This window comes from Mycobacterium sp. NPDC050853, assembly GCF_040653875.1.
Classification (GTDB): Bacteria; Actinomycetota; Actinomycetes; order Mycobacteriales; family Mycobacteriaceae; genus Mycobacterium.
In genome coordinates this window covers 497,870-514,414 of the sequence record NZ_JBFAGW010000002.1, presented here as the reverse complement: position 1 = coordinate 514,414, position 16,545 = coordinate 497,870, and the positions used below count along the sequence as shown (strand labels likewise).

Below are 16,545 nucleotides of genomic sequence, written 5' to 3'. Positions count from 1 at the left end.
TGTTGAGGGATTCGTGTCTTTACGAAAACGGTGCGAAAGGGTGCGCCGAAACTACGGTTTCAGCGTTATTTCGCGATTGGCCCGCGGAACGGGGCGTGTCGGCGACCGGATGTTCAGTCGCGGGTGGCGGCCAGCAGGCCGTCACCCAGCGGAATCAGCACCGCGGTGAAACGGCCGTCATCGGCGATGATGCGTGCCGCCTCGCGAACTCCGACTACGTCGGGATCGTTGGCCCCTGGATCTCCCGCGCGCCCACCGGCGGATGCCCCATGGATCACAACCGCCCCACCTGGGCGCAGCAGCCGAATACCTCCGGACAGGAAGTCGGGCTGATCGGCCGGTGCGGCATCGATGACAAGCAGGTCATACGACTCATCGGCCAGCCGTGGCAGCACCTCTTGGGCGCGCCCGCCGATCAGCCGGGTGCGCGACGGTGCGATGGCTGCTTCCGAAAAAGCCTGCTTGGCGCTGCGCTGGTGCTCGGGCTCCAGGTCAATGGTGGTGAGTACGCCGTCCTCGCGCATCCCTGAGAGCAGCCACAAGCCGCTGACCCCCGCGCCCGTGCCGACCTCGACGACGGCCTTACCGCCGGATAGACGTGCGAAGACGCTGAGAAGAGCGCCGACCGCTGGTGTCACCGGGTTCGCGCCCAGGTCAACGGCACGTTCCCGGGCGGCGACGACGATATCGTCTTCGGAAATGGCGCCCTCGGCGTGGCTGACCATCGCCTCGACGTGGGATCGATCTGCGCTGCTGGTCACGATTCGATCCTGTCGAGCTGGAGGGGGATCTGTCCTGCGACACGCCGAACTCACGAAGGATCGGCCGGTTTCTCGTTCCGGAAACCCCTGCTGAGATCGGATCGAGACCGCATTCTCAGGAAGAGTTAAGTTAGCTCATAAGTGCCCCACACCTCGGTGGTAGAAGGTCATGACATGTCGCGATCCATCCTGAACGCAAGCCCGGCCACGGGGACCCACACAGGGAATAACACCGATGGCACCTGGGTTGACCGGGCTGACAGCCTCCCCGCCGGGGCTAAGGCCGTCAGGACCGAACAGGAGGAACACGCGATTTCGCTCACGACTATCAGCGAGTCGGCCGAATACACCGACTTCGTCGAGGCCACCGATCCCGCCGAACTATCCGGGACCGCAGTATTCGACGCCACCGGAGATCAGGCAGCCATGCCGTCTTGGGACGAGCTGGTTCGCGAGCATGCCGACCGCGTGTACCGCCTGGCCTATCGTCTCGCGGGCAATCAGCAAGACGCCGAGGATCTGACCCAGGACACCTTCATCAGGGTTTTCCGCTCGCTGCAGAACTACCAGCCCGGCACCTTCGAGGGATGGCTGCACCGCATCACCACCAACCTCTTCCTCGATATGGTTCGCCGTCGCGGGCGCATCCGCATGGAGGCCCTGCCCGAGGACTACGACCGCGTGCCGGCCACCGACCCGGATCCTGAGCAGATCTACCACGACGCTCATCTGGGCGCCGAGCTGCAAGCTGCACTGGACTCGCTGGCACCGGAGTTCCGTGCCGCAGTGGTGCTGTGCGATATCGAGGGTCTGTCTTACGAGGAAATCGGCGCCACCTTGGATGTGAAGCTCGGTACCGTCCGCAGCCGCATCCACCGCGGCCGGCAGGCGATCCGCGAGTACCTGGCCGCTCACTCGACGTCCGCGCTTGCGGCCGCCGAGTAGCACACGACACCGTTCGTGCAGGTTGGTACGCAATGAGTACATTCACGCGCTACATTCGAGGTAGGTCGCAGCGAGTTCGCCGACCGTTCCGGATCGAAGGGAGCGTCGCCGTGGTGGATAGCGGCTCGTTCCGCCGGGCGTTCTCAAGTTTCTCATCGTTCTCGCGGCTGCCGTCCCCATTCGCCTCGCAAAGTGAGGCACCGGTAGGTGCTCCGCGGCAGTTCGGGTCCACCGAGCATCTCTCGTCAGAGGCGATAGCGGCGTTCGTGGATGGCGAACTACGGATGAGTGCGCACCTGAGGGCTGCGCACCACCTGTCGATGTGCCCCGAATGCGCGCTGGAGATCGATGCACAGCGCCAAGCGCGCAGCGCACTGCGTGATTCGGGGGGGATCCGGGTGCCCGGTTCGTTACTCGGGTTACTCAGCCAGATTCCACATATTCCGCATGAGGCGACATCGCCGCGACCGTCATCACATGACGGCGACTTGCCGCCCGCGTTAGCCAGTGATGAGGTGCGTCGTCGCCGTAAGCGCCGGTAGGGTGAGCCGGTGACCGCAAATCAGGACACCGCTCCTCGGTTGGCGCCGCGCCCGGTTGACCGGCCGCCCGTCGATCCGGCTTCGCAGCGGGCTTTCGGCCGTCCTTCGGGGGTATCCGGTTCGTTCCAGGGGTTGGACAAGTACCGAGACCAGGGGGAGTACACACCAAGGGTCGGGCCTCCCGACCCGGTGCTGGCGCAGGCTTTTGGACGGCCCGATAACACCACCACTTCCTTGCAACGCCATCCCGCTGACGCCGGCAAGCTCAACGCCGCTGACGAGGGCCCGGACGCCGCCGAGGATCCATGGCGCGACCCCGAGGCGCAGGTCCAGCTGGGCAGGCCAGGGGTCACCAAGGCGCCCATCGCGGTGTCCGGTGCAGAGGCACCGAAGCTTGGTGTGCGTGATGTCCTGTTCGGTGGTCGGGTTTCGATACCGGCGCTCGCCATCCTCGCGGCGATTGCCCTATTGATCGGCTTGGTCGGCGGCATTGTCGGCCGCAAGACGGCCGAGGTGGTGCAGGCATTCACCACCTCGAAGGTCACGTTGACCACCGATGACAGCACCCAGCCCGACGAGTCTCGCTTCACCGCGGTTGCCAATGCGGTTAAGGGTGCGGTGGTGACCATTGAGGCCAGCTCGGATGACGAGGTGGCCCAGGGCTCGGGAGTTGTCATCGACCCCAAGGGCTACGTCGTCACCAACAACCACGTGATCTCTGATGCCGCTAAGAACCCCGGCAAGTTCAAGATCGAGGTCATCTTCAACGACAGCAAGAAGGTGCCCGCCAACCTCGTGGGACGTGACCCGAAGACGGACATTGCGGTGCTGAAGGTGGATAACGTCGACAATCTGGCGGTGGCCCGCCTGGGTGACTCCGACAAGGTGGCAGTTGGTGCCGAGGTCATCGCGTTCGGTTCCCCGCTGGGTCTGCGGAGCACCGTGACCAGCGGCATCATCAGTGCATTGCATCGCCCGGTGCCGCTCTCGGGCGAGGGCAGCGACACCGACACGGTGATCGATGCTCTCCAGACGGACGCCGCCATCAACCACGGCAACTCCGGTGGCCCGCTCATCGACATGAAGTCTCAGGTGATCGGAATCAATACCGCCGGAAAGTCACTGAGCGACAGCTCAAGTGGCCTCGGCTTCGCGATTCCCATCAACGAGGTGGCCGATGTGGCGCAGACGCTGATCCGCGATGGCAAGGTCGTGCACGCGACACTGGGCATCAGCACTCGCACGGTCAGCAATGCGACCGCGACGGGCGCCGAAGTGGCCAATGTCAAGGCCGGCAGCCCCGCCGAGAAGGGCGGCATGCTGGAGAACGACGTCGTCGTGAAGGTCGGTTCTCGTACGGTGGCCGATGCAGACGAGTTCGCGGTCGCGGTGCGGCAGTTGAAGATTGGGCAGGAGGCCACCATCACGGTGCTGCGCCAGGGCCGCCCGGTCGAGCTCAAAGTCACTCCCGGCCCCGATAGCAGCTAATGTTTGGCAGCGTCGGCTGGGGGGAGCTATTGGTCCTTTTGGTCGTGGGGCTCGTGGTGCTTGGCCCGGAGCGGCTGCCCGGTGCGATTCGGTGGACCACCGAATCGCTGCGGAAGGCCCGCGATTACGCCAGCGGTGCGACGGCCTCATTGCGTGAGGAGCTGGGGCCGGAATTTGACGATGTGCGCAAGCCGCTCGCCGAACTGCAGAAGCTGCGCGGTATGACGCCACGTGCTGTCATCACCAAACACCTTCTGGACGGCGATGATTCGGTACTGAACTCGCTTACCCAACCGCTCGAGGACGTGAAGAAGGCAGTGTCGGAGCCGGGGCCTACGCCGGTTGTCAACCCCGAGCTCACCAAACCCGCGGAGCCCGGCCCGGCCCGCTTCGACGCCGACGCGACGTAGGAACTTAGTTGCGTCGGGCGGTGTCGATGTTCAGCGACATGCCCGCCAGCCCGCGGCTGCGTGTCGAAAGTTTGTCCGCCACCGTCCGGAGGGCCTGGCCCGCAGCCGAATCCGGCTGACTGAGCACAATCGGCACCCCGTCGTCGCCGCCCTCGCGCACCGCGGGGTCGAGTGGGATCTGGCCGAGTAACGGCACTTTCGTACCCACCACTCGAGTCAGGCTCTCTGCGACCTTCTCGCCGCCACCGGACCCGAAAACCTCCATGCGTGAGCCATCGGGCAACACCAGCCAGGACATGTTCTCGACCACGCCGACGATGCGCTGACGGGTTTGCGTCGCGATCGCGCCCGCGCGCTCGGCCACCTCGGCGGCGGCCTGCTGCGGCGTCGTTACCACCAGGATCTCGGCGCCGGGAATCAGCTGGGCAACCGAGATCGCCACGTCCCCGGTACCCGGGGGTAGATCCAGTAGCAGCACGTCCAGATCGCCCCAGAACACATCGGCCAGGAACTGCTGCAGTGCACGGTGCAGCATCGGTCCGCGCCACACCACCGGGGTATTGCCCTGGGTGAACTGAGCGATCGAGATGACCTTCACGTCGTGGGCCACGGGGGGCAGGATCATCCGCTCCACCTGAGTGGGGCGATCGGAGGTGCCCATCATGCGCGGCACCGAGTGGCCGTAGATATCGGCGTCGAGCAGGCCCACCGACAGGCCCTTGGCCGCCATCGCGACCGCGAGGTTGACTGTGACACTTGACTTTCCGACGCCGCCCTTACCGGATGCCACCGCGTATACACGGGTGAGGGAGCCGGGCTGGGCGAAGGGGATGACCGGTTCGGCGCTGTCGCCGCGCAGCTGTTTACGCAACTCGGTGCGCTGATCGTCGTTCATGACATCCAGCTGCACCCGCACGGTGCCCACGCCGTCGACATCGGCGGCCGCTTGGGTTACCCGCTCAGCGATCTCAGCCTTCTTCGGACATGCGGAGGTAGTGAGGTAGATCCCGATCTCGACGTTATGGGCGTCATCGAACGTGATGTCCTTGACCATCCCCAATTCAGTGATGGGACGGCGAAGTTCGGGGTCGATGACCCCGGCGAGTGCGCTTCGCACTGCCGAGGTGAGCTCGGATGTCACTACCCGAGTCTAGGGCGTGCCGATCAGGGCTTTGGCGCTGCCGGTGCGGGAGCCGGTCCCGGAGGCGGGCCGATCGGCTCAAATGGCACCGGTGGCGGGGGCGGGGCGAACGGATTGAACGGCTGTGGGGCGGGAGCCGGTGCGAACGGGTTGAAGGGTTCGGCCGGCGGCGGGGCGAACGGGTTGAAGGGTTCGGCGGGAGGCGGCTGCGCACAGAAGATGACGCACGGCGACTGAGGCGCCTCCGGTGCCGGTATGGCTCCTAGCGGGCCCACGACGCCTACCCGGTCGGGTGTCAACGGGGTGACGATCGGTAGTTGTGCCAGCGGATCGTTGGGGGAGAGCGCGGCGACATCGGCCACCGAGCCGGGGCCGAGCCCGCGGGACTCGCCGCCGAGGTGAGCCTTGCGCTCGGGGGCAACATCGGCAGCGGTCAGCAACGGCAGGTTGAGTGGGATCACGCCGGTGGCGTACCCGGCCGCCCAGGCCAGCACATTCTGCGCATAGGCCACTGAGTTGTTGTAGCGCAGGATGGCCGACATCACCTGCGTGCGATCCCGCAAATTCAATCCGCCGCTGCACAAATAGCGGGCGGCGGCCAGACTCGCGTCGAAGACGTTCTGTGGGTCGGCCTTTCCATCGCCATCGCCGTCGGAGGCGTAGTGGTTCCAGGTGCTCGGGAGGAACTGCATGGGCCCCATGGCCCGGACGTACACCTGAGCGGCCTGGTTTTGGCTCTTCTCATGGTCGACGATGACCTCGTTACCCGGGAGGGTGCCGTCGAGGCTTGGGCCGTAGATGGGACGGACCACGCGGCCCTTCACATCGGTGGCGCCATTGTTGGCGTGGCCCGATTCGATCCGGCCGATACCCGCCAGCAGGTTCCAGCTCACTCCGCAGCCAGGTGTGGCCTTGGCCATCATGCGTTCGGCGTTCTGATAGGCGTCCAATGCGATCTTCGGGATGCCAAGTCCACCAGGGGCCATCACGATCGCCGGTGGAGGTGGAGCGATCGCAGCGGTCGGCACGACGCGGTATTGGGTCGGCGGGCGCGTCACGGTGACCAGGTTCAGCGGACCCGCTTCCGCCTGTGCTGCGACCGCAGAGGCCATGGGGATCGGGACAGGCACGACGGCTTGGCCGCTGACCTGGGCACTGCTTGCGGCCACGGCCGAGCCGACGATCACCAGCGCGCTGAGGCCCCCAACCCGAAGCCACGGCACGTGGGCATCTTTGGCGCGGTGGACCGCGTCGCGGGCATGGTTTACCGACGTCGCAACCCAACCCGGAAGCTCCACCCGGTCCCTTCCCTTGGGCCCCTAATCTCTCGGGTCCCTGCTCGTACCTCCGGGTCCCATCTGTCGCACTCATTCTGACCTATGCGCGCGTGACGGATGTGACCGATGTGAACCGGAGCAACCATACCGGTGAGATGACGGACGGGTTGCAAAATGGGCAAACCCCAGCGAATCCCGGATCACCACCGAATAGGGCCTGAGCATGCCGAGTTCGGTCGAGGGCGTGCGATGGAAAATGGGCGAGTGGCTATCTTCGGCCCGCCGGCTGCCCGTTCAACTGACTTACAGTCAGTGTCTAGACGTAAACATAATGAGTTGGTAGCGTGAGCGCATGACTGCATCACCGGACGTTGCCGTCCATTGGGAACTCGGTTCGGATCGTCCTCGCGAGGACTACGGCTTCTTCGGGCCGGATTCTCCGACGTGGAAGGTGTGGACCAGCCCGACCGCGCTGATCGGATTCCAGCGCTCGGTGGTGCTGGAACATTTCGAGCCCCATTTGGCCGCGGCCGTCGCGGATTCCGCAGGTATCTACCGCGATCCCCGTGGGCGGATGGACGGGACCCTCGCCTACTTCCTGATCGTCGCGACGGCCGATTCGAAAACCGCCGTTGAGGCCTCCGAGCACCTGCAGAAGGTCCATGCCCGTTCCAAGGGCGTCGATCCGGTCACCGGTAAGCGGTACAGCGCCAACGATCCGGCCTCGCAGCTGTGGATTCACGTCACGGGCTGGCATTCGGTGCTCAAGTGCTACGAAATGTTCGGTCCCGGACCGCTCAGCCCCGCCGAGGAGGACCGCTATTGGTCCGAATGTGTGATCGCAGCTGAACTGCAGACGGTTAACCCCGCCGATGTCCCGCGTTCCCGTGACGAGGTCCGGCAGTACTTCGCCGATATCAAGCCGAGCCTGTGCACCTCAGAGCGGGCGCACAATGCCATGCACTATCTGCTGCGTACCCCGCGGAGCAACAGCAGCCTGAGATTCTGGGCAGTGAGCAGGTTGATGGCCCCAGCGACTATCTCGACGTTGCCGCGGTGGATGCGGGAGCTGGGACAGTTCGATCAGCCCGGGCTCGTCGACGCGGCATACCGGCCGTTGGTCTCGGCAGCCATGTCGATCGCCAGCATCCCGGCGATCGAGGATTCGATCGCGCGATTTGCCAAACTGCCGATGACCGCCACGACGCTGCGTGATTTCCACGCGGCCAAGACCCCTGTCCGGCCCATCACCCTGACACCGGCGGAAGCCAAGGACAGGTACGGGAGGCGAGCCACCGCCTAGGGCGGGCTCTAGTCTGGCTAGCTGTGACAGCAGCCGCTCCATATCGTCCCCGTCGCACCACCCTCGCGGTCCCCGGCAGCAGCCAGAAGATGATCGACAAGGCGAAAACCCTTCCGGCGGACGAGATTTTCCTCGACCTCGAGGATGCCGTCGCCGCCCCTGCGAAAGTGGAGGCGCGTCAGCGTATTGCCGACGCGCTGAACGCGCCGGGGTGGGCGGGGCAGTTGCGGTCGGTTCGTGTCAACGACTGGACCACCGAGTGGACTTACGCCGATGTTGTAGCCGTCGTTTCTCAAGCGGGTGCCAACATCGACAACATCCTGCTGCCCAAGGTGGTGGACGCCTCGCATGTGACGGCGCTGGACCTCCTGCTGACCCAGGTGGAGCGATCTCACGGACTCGAGGTGGGGGCAATCGGCATCCAGGCGCAGATCGAGAACGCCGAAGGGCTCACCAATATCGACGCGATCGCTTCGGCAAGCCCGCGCGTGCAGTCACTTGTCTTCGGCCCCGCCGATTTCATGGCCAGCCTGGGCATGCGCACGCTGGTGGTCGGGGAGCAGCCGCCCGGTTATGACGGCGAGGCGTACCACCACGTGCTGATGACCATCCTGGTGTCCGCGCGTGCCCACGGAATCGACGCCATTGACGGCCCCTACCTCAAGGTGCGCGATGTCGATGCCTTCCGGGTGGCGGCGAGCCGTTCCGCCGCACTGGGTTTCGACGGGAAATGGGTGCTGCATCCCGCGCAGGTCGAGGCGGGCAATGAGATCTTCAGCCCCCGTCAAGAGGACTATGACGGGGCCGAGCTCATCCTGGACGCCTACCAGTGGCACACCTCAGTTGCCGGCGGTGCACGCGGTGCGGTGATGCTCGGTGACGAGATGATCGACGAGGCCAGCCGCAAGATGGCGCTGGTGATCGCGGGTAAGGGACGCGCTGCGGGTATGGCGCGGCAAGCGCCCCCATTCGAGCCGCCGACGGGCTAGTAGGAGCCCGATGAGCTGCCGCCGTGTGAGGCGATGCCGATGATGAGGAACAACAGCCCGAACAGCACGACGGCGGCGCTGATGACGATGCCCGTGATCGCGAGGCCCTTACCGTCCTGTGGTGACGTCTTGAGCTGGCTGAGCGCGATGAAGCCCATGATCAGCCCCGCCACCGATCCGAGACCACAGGTGAAGGGCCCCATGACCGACGCGATCAGCGATCCGATGGCTAGCCCGTTGGTGCCGCCGGTCGGCGCGTATGCGCCATACCCGTACGGGTCGGCGTACCCGGGCGCTGGATATCCCGGATAGCCGCCCGCGGCGGGGTATACCGGTGGTGGGTACGCGCCTGGTTGCCCCGACTGATACGGGGGGTAGCCCTGGCCGTACTGAGGATACGGCGGATATGCGGGAGGTGCCGTCGGATACTGCGGAGGCGCGGTGGGATACGCGGGTGGAACGGCCGGGTAGGAGGGTGGGGCACCGGGTGTCTCCCATGCCGGTGGGATGCTCGGTGGCACCTGGTAGGCCGAGGAGGCAGAATCGGCCGGAGGCGCGGACCTTTCCAGGGACGGATACTCGTACCCCGACGATGTCTCCCCCGACGAGGCGTCGGGCGAGGTGTTGGGGCCGGTGCCGGTGCCTGTCTCGAAGGGTTCGCTGCCCGGGGAAGTCATGGCGCCAACCTAGCGCATCTAGGGCGCTCCTGGCCGCGCTGCGGAGCGGAAAGCCGCAGGTAGCGGTCAAAGGGGCACCAACTGGTGCCGCCGGGCGTTAAATGACTGCTAGCTAGTGCGCCACCATGCATCGCCGACTCTCCAGGAGGACCGAACTCGTGGGACAACCACTCACACCCGGCCAACCACCCCGCTCGTCGTCACAGCGTTCCCCGTTGGCTTCCCCACTGTCTTTGCCGACACCGCCGCAAGGCTGGCCCATCGGTTCGTACCCGACATACGCCGAGGCCCAGCGCGCCGTTGACTACCTGTCGGACCAGCAATTCCCGGTCGAGAACGTCACGATCGTCGGAGTGAATCTGATGCAGGTCGAGCGGGTGACCGGTCGTTTGTCCTGGCCCAAGGTGCTTGGCGGCGGCATGGTCAGCGGGGCGTGGCTGGGCTTGTTCATCGGCCTGGTGCTGGGGCTGTTCAGCACAAATCTGGCGGGCTCGCTCATCGTGGGACTCACTGTCGGGTTGGTGTTCGGATTGGTCACCGCCGCCGTGCCGTATGCGATGACAAGAGGCACAAGGGATTTCGCATCGACCATGCAGCTTGTTGCGGGGCGGTATGACGTGTTGTGTGAACCGGGTCAGGCCGAGGCCGCGCGCGATATGTTGGCCAAGCTAGCTATCTAGTCGGCACCTGCGCGGCGCCGTGCGGCGCTGGCCTGCGGTGTTACCAGTGGCTCGGGAATCGGTCGGCGAGTGGGACTCGCGCGCCGAACATGTTGCATGTCACCTGGTTTTAGCTCTACGGTTGCCGCGCGGGACGGGTGTGCCCGCCGTGCGGGCACACGGAGGTGCCGAGACGCGTCAACGGACCAGGAGGCGGTCGTGCTGGAGTCGTCGGCCGGATGGTTCCGACGTAAGGGTGTGGCGCTGGGCGTCACCTGCCTGACGCTGGCCTCGCTGACGGGATGTGCCCGCTCCGACGATGACATCGTCATCCGCTTCTACACGCCGGCCAGTGAGGCCGGAACCTTCACGGCCGCCGCGCAGCGATGCAATGCGCAACTCGGTGGCCGGTTCACCATCCGGCAGGTCAGCCTCCCGAAGCGGGCAGACGAGCAACGGTTGCAGCTTGCCCGCCGGCTGACCGGTAACGATCGCACGCTGGACCTCATGGGCATGGACGTGGTCTGGACCGCCGAGTTCGCCGAAGCAGGTTGGGCACTGCCGCTTTCCGATGACCCGGCGGGCGTGACCGAGGACAATGCCCAGCGCGATACGCTCGCGGGCCCACTGGAGAGTGCTCGGTGGAAAGACAGGCTGTACGCCGCCCCGTTGAGCACCAACACTCAATTGCTTTGGTACCGCAAGGATCTGGTACCCGAGCCGCCGACGACATGGGATCAGACGGTGCAGGAGGCGGAGAGCCTCGCACGATCGGGCGGACCGAGTTGGATTGCGCTGCAGGGTAAGCAGTACGAAGGCCTGGTAGTTTTGTTCAACACACTGCTGACCAGTGCAGGCGGCTCCGTTTTGGGCGATGACGGTAAGACGGTCACTCTGACCGATACCCCCGAGCATCGCACCGCCACCGTCACTGCGTTGCGGATTATCAAATCGATCGCGACTGCCGACGGTGCGGACCCATCGATCACCCAGACCGATGAGGGCACAGCGCGTTTGGCATTGGAACAAGGTAAGGCCGCTTTCGAGGTCAATTGGCCGTTCGTGATGGCCAGCATGATGGAGAACGCCATCAAGGGCGGGGTGCCGTTCCTGCGTCTGGACAGGCGCCCGGATCTGACCGGCGCGATCGGCGATGCGGGCCGATTCGCGCCAAGTGATGAGCAGTTCACCGCCGCATACGAGGCGACCAATGCGGCACTCGGTTTCGCCCCCTATCCGGCGGTGTTCGCCGATCGGCCCGCCAGGGTCACCATCGGCGGACTGAATATCGCGGTCGCTAGGACAACGCGGTACAAGGCGCAAGCCTTCGAGGCGCTGAACTGCTTGCGCAGCCGGGAGAACCAGAAGGCGACGGCCATCGAAGGCGGATTGCCCGCGGTGGACTCCTCTCTCTACGACGATCCTGAGTTCCAGGCCAAGTACCCCGCGTACGCGATCATTCGCGAGCAGCTCGCCACCGCGGCGGTCCGTCCGGCCTCGCCTTATTACCAAGCGATCTCGACCAGGGTCTCGGCGGCACTGGCGCCGATCACCGCGATCGACCCCGAGCGCACCGCCGACCTGTTGACCGATCAGGTGCAGAAGGCCGTCGACGGGCGGGGGCTGATTCCATGACTCAGGCGTCGACCCAGCTGTCCCGCTCCGAGGGCAAGAAGGCCGAGCGCCGGCTCGGACTGCTGCTCATCGCGCCGGCCGCGATCCTGATGATCGCGGTCACCGCATATCCCATCTGCTACGCCGTGTGGCTGAGCCTGCAGAAGTACAACTTCGCCAGCCCCCAGGATCGCAAGTTCGTATGGTTCGACAACTACGTCACGGTGTTGTCGGACAGGTACTGGTGGAGCGCCTTGGTCGTGACACTTGTCATCACAGTGATTTCCGTGGTCATCGAGCTCACGCTCGGGATGGTGCTTGCGCTGGTGATGCACCGGACCATATTCGGTAAGGGGATCGTGCGCACCGCGGTTCTGATCCCGTATGGGATCGTCACCGTGGCAGCGTCATACAGCTGGTACTACGCCTGGACTCCGGGCACCGGATATCTGGCAAATCTCCTTCCCTCGGGCAGCGCGCCACTGACACAACAGATTCCGTCGCTTGCGGTGGTGATCTTGGCCGAGGTGTGGAAGACCACACCGTTCATGGCGCTGCTGTTGTTGGCAGGGCTGGCGTTGGTACCCGACGATTTGTTGAAGGCCGCTCAGGTCGACGGCGCCAACGGCTGGAGCAGGCTGATCCGCATCACCATCCCGATCATGAAGCCCGCGATTCTCGTTGCACTGCTGTTCCGTACCTTGGATGCGTTCCGGATATTCGACAACATCTACGTGCTCACCGGGGGTAGCAACAACACGGGATCGGTGTCGATTTTGGGGTACGACAATCTGTTCAAGGCGTTCAATGTCGGGCTCGGATCGGCGATCAGTGTCCTGATCTTCCTGTGTGTGGCCGTCATCGCGTTCATCTTCATCAAGGGTTTCGGCGCCTCGGCGCCCACCGCGGACGGTGAGGACGGACGATGACTGTGCACGACCCGCGCCGGGCTCGGCAGTTGTCGGGGTGGTTGATCGCCGATGTGCTGGTGCTGTGTTACGCGTTGGTGCCGGTGCTGTGGGTGCTGAGCCTCTCGCTCAAGCCCACCTCGACGGTCAAGGACGGCAAGTTCTTTCCATGGCCGGTGACCTTCGACAACTATCGGGGCATTTTCAGCGGCAACGTCTTCACCTCGGCGCTGGTGAACTCCATCGGTATCGGGCTCATCGCGACGGTGATCGCCGTCAGTGTGGGCACCATGGCGGCCTATGCGGTGGCACGGCTGGACTTCCCCGGGAAAAAGGCACTCGTCGGTGCTGCCCTGCTCATCGCGATGTTCCCGCAAATCTCGCTGGTGACACCAATTTTCAATATCGAGCGCTCCGTCGGTCTGTTCGACACCTGGCCGGGTTTGATCATCCCTTACATCACCTTCGCGCTACCTCTGGCCATCTATACGCTGTCGGCGTTCTTCCGTGAGATCCCTTGGGAATTGGAGAAAGCCGCCAAGATGGATGGCGCCACACCGGCCCAGGCGTTCTGGAAGGTGATCGCTCCGTTAGCCACCCCCGGCATCGTCACGTCCGCGATCCTGGTGTTCATCTTTGCGTGGAACGACCTGTTGCTGGCGATCTCGCTGACGGCCACGGACCGGTCCATCACCGCTCCAGTGGCCATCGCGAACTTCACCGGCAGTTCGCAATTCGAGGAGCCGACCGGGTCGATTGCGGCGGGCGCCATCGTGATCACGGTGCCGATCATCATCTTCGTGCTGATATTCCAACGACGGATCGTCGCCGGATTGACCTCCGGTGCGGTGAAGGGTTAGCAATGGCTGAGATTGTGCTCGACCAGGTGTCCAAGACGTACGCGGACGGTTCCCCGGCGGTGCAGGATGTCACGCTGAGCATCGCCGACGGCGAGTTCATCATTCTTGTCGGGCCGTCCGGCTGCGGTAAGTCGACGACGCTGAACATGATTGCCGGACTTGAGGACATCTCCTCGGGCGAGCTCACGATCGCCGGCGAGCGGGTGAACGAGAAGGCGCCCAAGGACCGCGATATCGCGATGGTGTTCCAATCGTATGCGTTGTATCCACATATGACGGTGCGCCAGAACATCGCATTTCCGCTCACCCTGACCAAGATGAGCAAGGCCGATATCAAAGCCAAGGTCGACGAGGCCGCGAAGATTCTGGATCTGACCGATTATCTGGATCGCAAGCCCGCCAACCTCTCCGGTGGACAGCGGCAGCGGGTGGCGATGGGCCGCGCGATCGTCCGCAGTCCCAAGGCATTTTTGATGGACGAGCCGTTGTCAAACCTCGACGCCAAGCTGCGGGTGCAGATGCGCACCGAGATCGCGCGTCTGCAAAAACGGTTGGGCACCACCACCGTCTACGTCACGCATGACCAGACCGAGGCGATGACGCTTGGGGACCGGGTGGTGGTGCTGCGCGCCGGAAAGGTGCAGCAGGTTGGTGCGCCCCAGGAGCTGTACGACACCCCGGCCAACCTGTTTGTGGCCGGCTTCATCGGATCGCCGGCCATGAATTTCTTCCCCGCGACGCTCACCGATGTCGGTGTGCAGCTGCCTTTTGGCGAGGTGACTCTGGATGCCCAGGTGTACGCGAATATTGCTGCCAAGAAGGCCGGGTCCCTGGGAGGGGATGTGATCGTGGGTATCCGGCCCGAGCAGTTCGAAGACGCCACGTTGGTCGATACCTACAAGCGGATCACCGGGTTGACGCTGACGGTCAACGCCGATGTGGTGGAGTCACTGGGCTCGGACAAGTACGTGCATTTCACCACCGAGGGTGGGGCCGCCACGTCCGCCGAACTCACCGAGCTGGCTGAGGAGTCCGAGGTCGGCGAGAACGAATTCGTGGCAAGGCTCTCCGCGGCATCGAAGGTCGTGGAGGGACAGTCCATCGAGCTGATCATCGATACCGGCAAGCTGGTGATCTTCGATGCGGAGTCGGGGGAGAACCTTTCCCTCGTCGCCGACAGCGAGTGAATTCCGACGAGATAGTCCGCACCGTGCGGGCGCACCTGGCCGGTTATTTTGCGGGTCTTGGCGCGGGGGAGCCGGATTCGGCCTCCGTCACCTTCCTGGGGTCCGAACCCTATGAACTGCTGCGCTATGGCCCCGACGATGCCGGGGTGACGCATTTCGTCTCTGCGGGAGCCGCGCGGCATCCCATGAAAGACCCGGGGGAGATGCTGGTCTCCGATGAGCTGGGTCCGCGTGCTGAGGTGCTGATCAGCCTGAGAGGCAGTGTATTTCCCGGTCTGGTCCGGTCACTCGCGGTGCTGGCCGCGTCGCCCGCGGTGGAGGGGTTGGTGCTGGCCGAGGATGCGCTCGTCGATCTTGGTCAGCCGTTATGGGATGGGCAGGCGTACACCGCCGTGCTCCTGCAGCTCAGCGACGTCCCGGATCTTTCCCTGCCCGAACCACTCTCGCCCGTACGGTTCATCGCGGCGGTTCCCATCACGGCCAATGAGGCCGCCTGGGTGCGACTCAAGGGAGCCGATGCGCTCCGGGATACGTGGCGGCAGGCCCATATCGACGTGATGGATCCGTCACGCGCCCACGCGCAGCCGTCCTAGCCGACGCCGCGGTCACAGCCAGCGGTTGCGGCGCAGAGTTCGGTACACGAACGTGCAGGCGCTCACCATGACCAACAACACCACCGGGTAACCCCAGGGCTGATGCAGCTCGGGCATGAAATCGAAGTTCATGCCGTAGATCCCGGCGATCATGGTGGGGACGGACACGATGGCGACCCAGGCGCTGATCTTGCGCATATCGGTGTTCTGCTGCATCGCCACCTTGCCGACTGCGGCGTTCACCAAGGAGGTGAGCATCTCGTCGTAGCTCGAGATCTGGTCGGCGGCATGGGTCTGGTGATCCAGCACGTCACGCAGGTAGCGGCGAACTTCCTTGGTGATCAGGTCGTTGTGATCCTGTGTGAGCTTGCTTAGCGCGACCGACAGCGGGCTGATCGCCCGGCGCAGCTCTACTACCTCACGCTTGAGCATGTAGATGTGTTCGATATCGGTCGCCGATCGCGGAGAAAACACGTTCTCCTCCATGGAATCGATATCGTCTTCCACCAGATCGGAGACCTCGAGGTAGGAGTCGACGACTCGGTCGGCGATGGCGTGCATGACGGCGTATGGGCCAAGCCGCATGTGGTCGGGGTCGGCGTCCATCTGGGCGCGCACTTTCGCCAGGCCGCTGTGGTCGCCGTGGCGCACCGTCACTACGAAGTCGCCGCCGACGAAGATCATGATCTCGCCGGTCTCCACGATCTCGCGTGCGGTTGAAATTGATTCGTGCTCAACGTAGTTGACAGTCTTGAGGACCAGGAACAGGGTGTCGTCGTACCGCTCCAGCTTGGGACGGTTGTGCGCATGCACGGCATCTTCGACGGCCAGTCGGTGCAAACCGAACGGGCCCGCGACGGCTTCCATCTGATGTTCGTCGGGTTCGTGCAGACCGACCCAGACGAACCCACGATCCAGTGAACGCACCTTCTCCAGCGCGGCCGTCGGGGTGTACTTCCCGGGCAGGCGTACCCCGTCGACGTAGACGCCGCAATCGACGATGGCACGCGCGAGGGGAACCGGGATGCGTTTGGCGTCCGTCAGTGGTTCGCGGCCGCGGATAGGTGAACGCAACGACGACGGATTGACCGACGGAAATCGCGCCATGATGTGGGCTCCCTGCTCGCGAACCAATCCTTCTGCGGAACCGTTCTGCGCGATGGTAACCCGCGCACCTTAAGGTTGGCCTGG

16 protein-coding genes and 1 pseudogene are annotated in these 16,545 nt (G+C 64.5%); 12 read left to right on the top strand and 5 right to left on the bottom strand.

The features are described 5' to 3' along the window. Positions 1–113: 113 nt before the first annotated feature. Positions 114–822 (bottom strand): annotated as a pseudogene (locus AB0H22_RS10785) (O-methyltransferase). Positions 823–935: 113 nt separating this feature from the next. Here AB0H22_RS10785 and sigE point away from each other — a divergent pair. From sigE to tatB, 4 genes are all read left to right on the top strand, one after another. Beyond that, on the top strand, positions 936–1,706 hold the full coding sequence (gene sigE / locus AB0H22_RS10780) for an RNA polymerase sigma factor SigE (RefSeq protein WP_358146588.1): 771 nt from the start codon (positions 936–938) through the stop codon (positions 1,704–1,706). Positions 1,707–1,816: 110 nt separating this feature from the next. Then, complete coding sequence (gene rseA / locus AB0H22_RS10775) at positions 1,817–2,248, top strand: anti-sigma E factor RseA (RefSeq protein WP_358146587.1); 432 nt, start codon at positions 1,817–1,819, stop codon at positions 2,246–2,248. Positions 2,249–2,257: 9 nt separating this feature from the next. Further along, positions 2,258–3,736 carry a trypsin-like peptidase domain-containing protein gene (locus AB0H22_RS10770; protein WP_180752156.1) on the top strand — a complete coding sequence of 493 codons (1,479 nt, stop codon included), beginning with the start codon at positions 2,258–2,260 and terminating at the stop codon, positions 3,734–3,736. Then, positions 3,736–4,146, top strand: a complete 411-nt coding sequence (gene tatB / locus AB0H22_RS10765) for a Sec-independent protein translocase protein TatB (protein ID WP_180752157.1) — start codon at positions 3,736–3,738, stop codon at positions 4,144–4,146. The genes AB0H22_RS10770 and tatB overlap by 1 nt, the downstream gene beginning before the upstream one ends. A gap of 4 nt (positions 4,147–4,150) precedes the next feature. Here the strand turns inward: tatB and AB0H22_RS10760 are convergent, their stop codons facing one another. Beyond that, entirely contained in the window at positions 4,151–5,287 is a 1,137-nt protein-coding gene (locus AB0H22_RS10760) for a P-loop NTPase (protein ID WP_358146586.1), read from the bottom strand. Between the two features lie 23 nt (positions 5,288–5,310). Beyond that, on the bottom strand, positions 5,311–6,585 hold the full coding sequence (locus AB0H22_RS10755; RefSeq protein ID WP_180752158.1) for a lytic murein transglycosylase: 1,275 nt from the start codon (positions 6,583–6,585) through the stop codon (positions 5,311–5,313). Between the two features lie 331 nt (positions 6,586–6,916). Here AB0H22_RS10755 and AB0H22_RS10750 point away from each other — a divergent pair, with 331 nt between their 5' ends. Beyond that, positions 6,917–7,867 carry an oxygenase MpaB family protein gene (locus tag AB0H22_RS10750; protein WP_180752159.1) on the top strand — a complete coding sequence of 317 codons (951 nt, stop codon included), beginning with the start codon at positions 6,917–6,919 and terminating at the stop codon, positions 7,865–7,867. A 23-nt stretch (positions 7,868–7,890) separates the two neighbouring features. Further along, on the top strand, positions 7,891–8,856 hold the full coding sequence (locus tag AB0H22_RS10745; protein ID WP_358146585.1) for a CoA ester lyase: 966 nt from the start codon (positions 7,891–7,893) through the stop codon (positions 8,854–8,856). On the opposite strand, the gene AB0H22_RS10740 is transcribed toward AB0H22_RS10745, so the two are convergent. Further along, positions 8,853–9,533: a DUF4190 domain-containing protein gene (locus tag AB0H22_RS10740; RefSeq protein ID WP_358146584.1), complete on the bottom strand. Its 681-nt coding sequence runs from the start codon at positions 9,531–9,533 to the stop codon at positions 8,853–8,855. The genes AB0H22_RS10745 and AB0H22_RS10740 overlap by 4 nt on opposite strands. Before the next feature lie 158 nt (positions 9,534–9,691). Here AB0H22_RS10740 and AB0H22_RS10735 point away from each other — a divergent pair, with 158 nt between their 5' ends. From AB0H22_RS10735 to AB0H22_RS10710, 6 genes are all read left to right on the top strand, one after another. Then, positions 9,692–10,213, top strand: a complete 522-nt coding sequence (locus AB0H22_RS10735) for a general stress protein (protein ID WP_180752162.1) — start codon at positions 9,692–9,694, stop codon at positions 10,211–10,213. Between the two features lie 198 nt (positions 10,214–10,411). After that, positions 10,412–11,827: an extracellular solute-binding protein gene (locus AB0H22_RS10730; protein ID WP_358146583.1), complete on the top strand. Its 1,416-nt coding sequence runs from the start codon at positions 10,412–10,414 to the stop codon at positions 11,825–11,827. Next, positions 11,824–12,735 carry a sugar ABC transporter permease gene (locus tag AB0H22_RS10725; protein WP_180752164.1) on the top strand — a complete coding sequence of 304 codons (912 nt, stop codon included), beginning with the start codon at positions 11,824–11,826 and terminating at the stop codon, positions 12,733–12,735. Before AB0H22_RS10730 ends, AB0H22_RS10725 begins: the two co-directional genes overlap by 4 nt. Beyond that, complete coding sequence (locus AB0H22_RS10720) at positions 12,732–13,574, top strand: carbohydrate ABC transporter permease (RefSeq protein ID WP_180752165.1); 843 nt, start codon at positions 12,732–12,734, stop codon at positions 13,572–13,574. The genes AB0H22_RS10725 and AB0H22_RS10720 overlap by 4 nt, the downstream gene beginning before the upstream one ends. Before the next feature lie 2 nt (positions 13,575–13,576). Next, the gene (ugpC, locus tag AB0H22_RS10715) at positions 13,577–14,761 is read left to right on the top strand and encodes a sn-glycerol-3-phosphate ABC transporter ATP-binding protein UgpC (RefSeq protein WP_358146582.1); all 1,185 of its coding nucleotides are present in this window, start codon (positions 13,577–13,579) and stop codon (positions 14,759–14,761) included. Further along, the gene (locus tag AB0H22_RS10710; RefSeq protein WP_358146581.1) at positions 14,758–15,354 is read left to right on the top strand and encodes a suppressor of fused domain protein; all 597 of its coding nucleotides are present in this window, start codon (positions 14,758–14,760) and stop codon (positions 15,352–15,354) included. Before ugpC ends, AB0H22_RS10710 begins: the two co-directional genes overlap by 4 nt. A 12-nt stretch (positions 15,355–15,366) precedes the next feature. Here the strand turns inward: AB0H22_RS10710 and corA are convergent, their stop codons facing one another. Further along, the gene (gene corA / locus AB0H22_RS10705; RefSeq protein WP_180752168.1) at positions 15,367–16,461 is read right to left on the bottom strand and encodes a magnesium/cobalt transporter CorA; all 1,095 of its coding nucleotides are present in this window, start codon (positions 16,459–16,461) and stop codon (positions 15,367–15,369) included. Between the last annotated feature and the right edge of the window lie 84 nt (positions 16,462–16,545).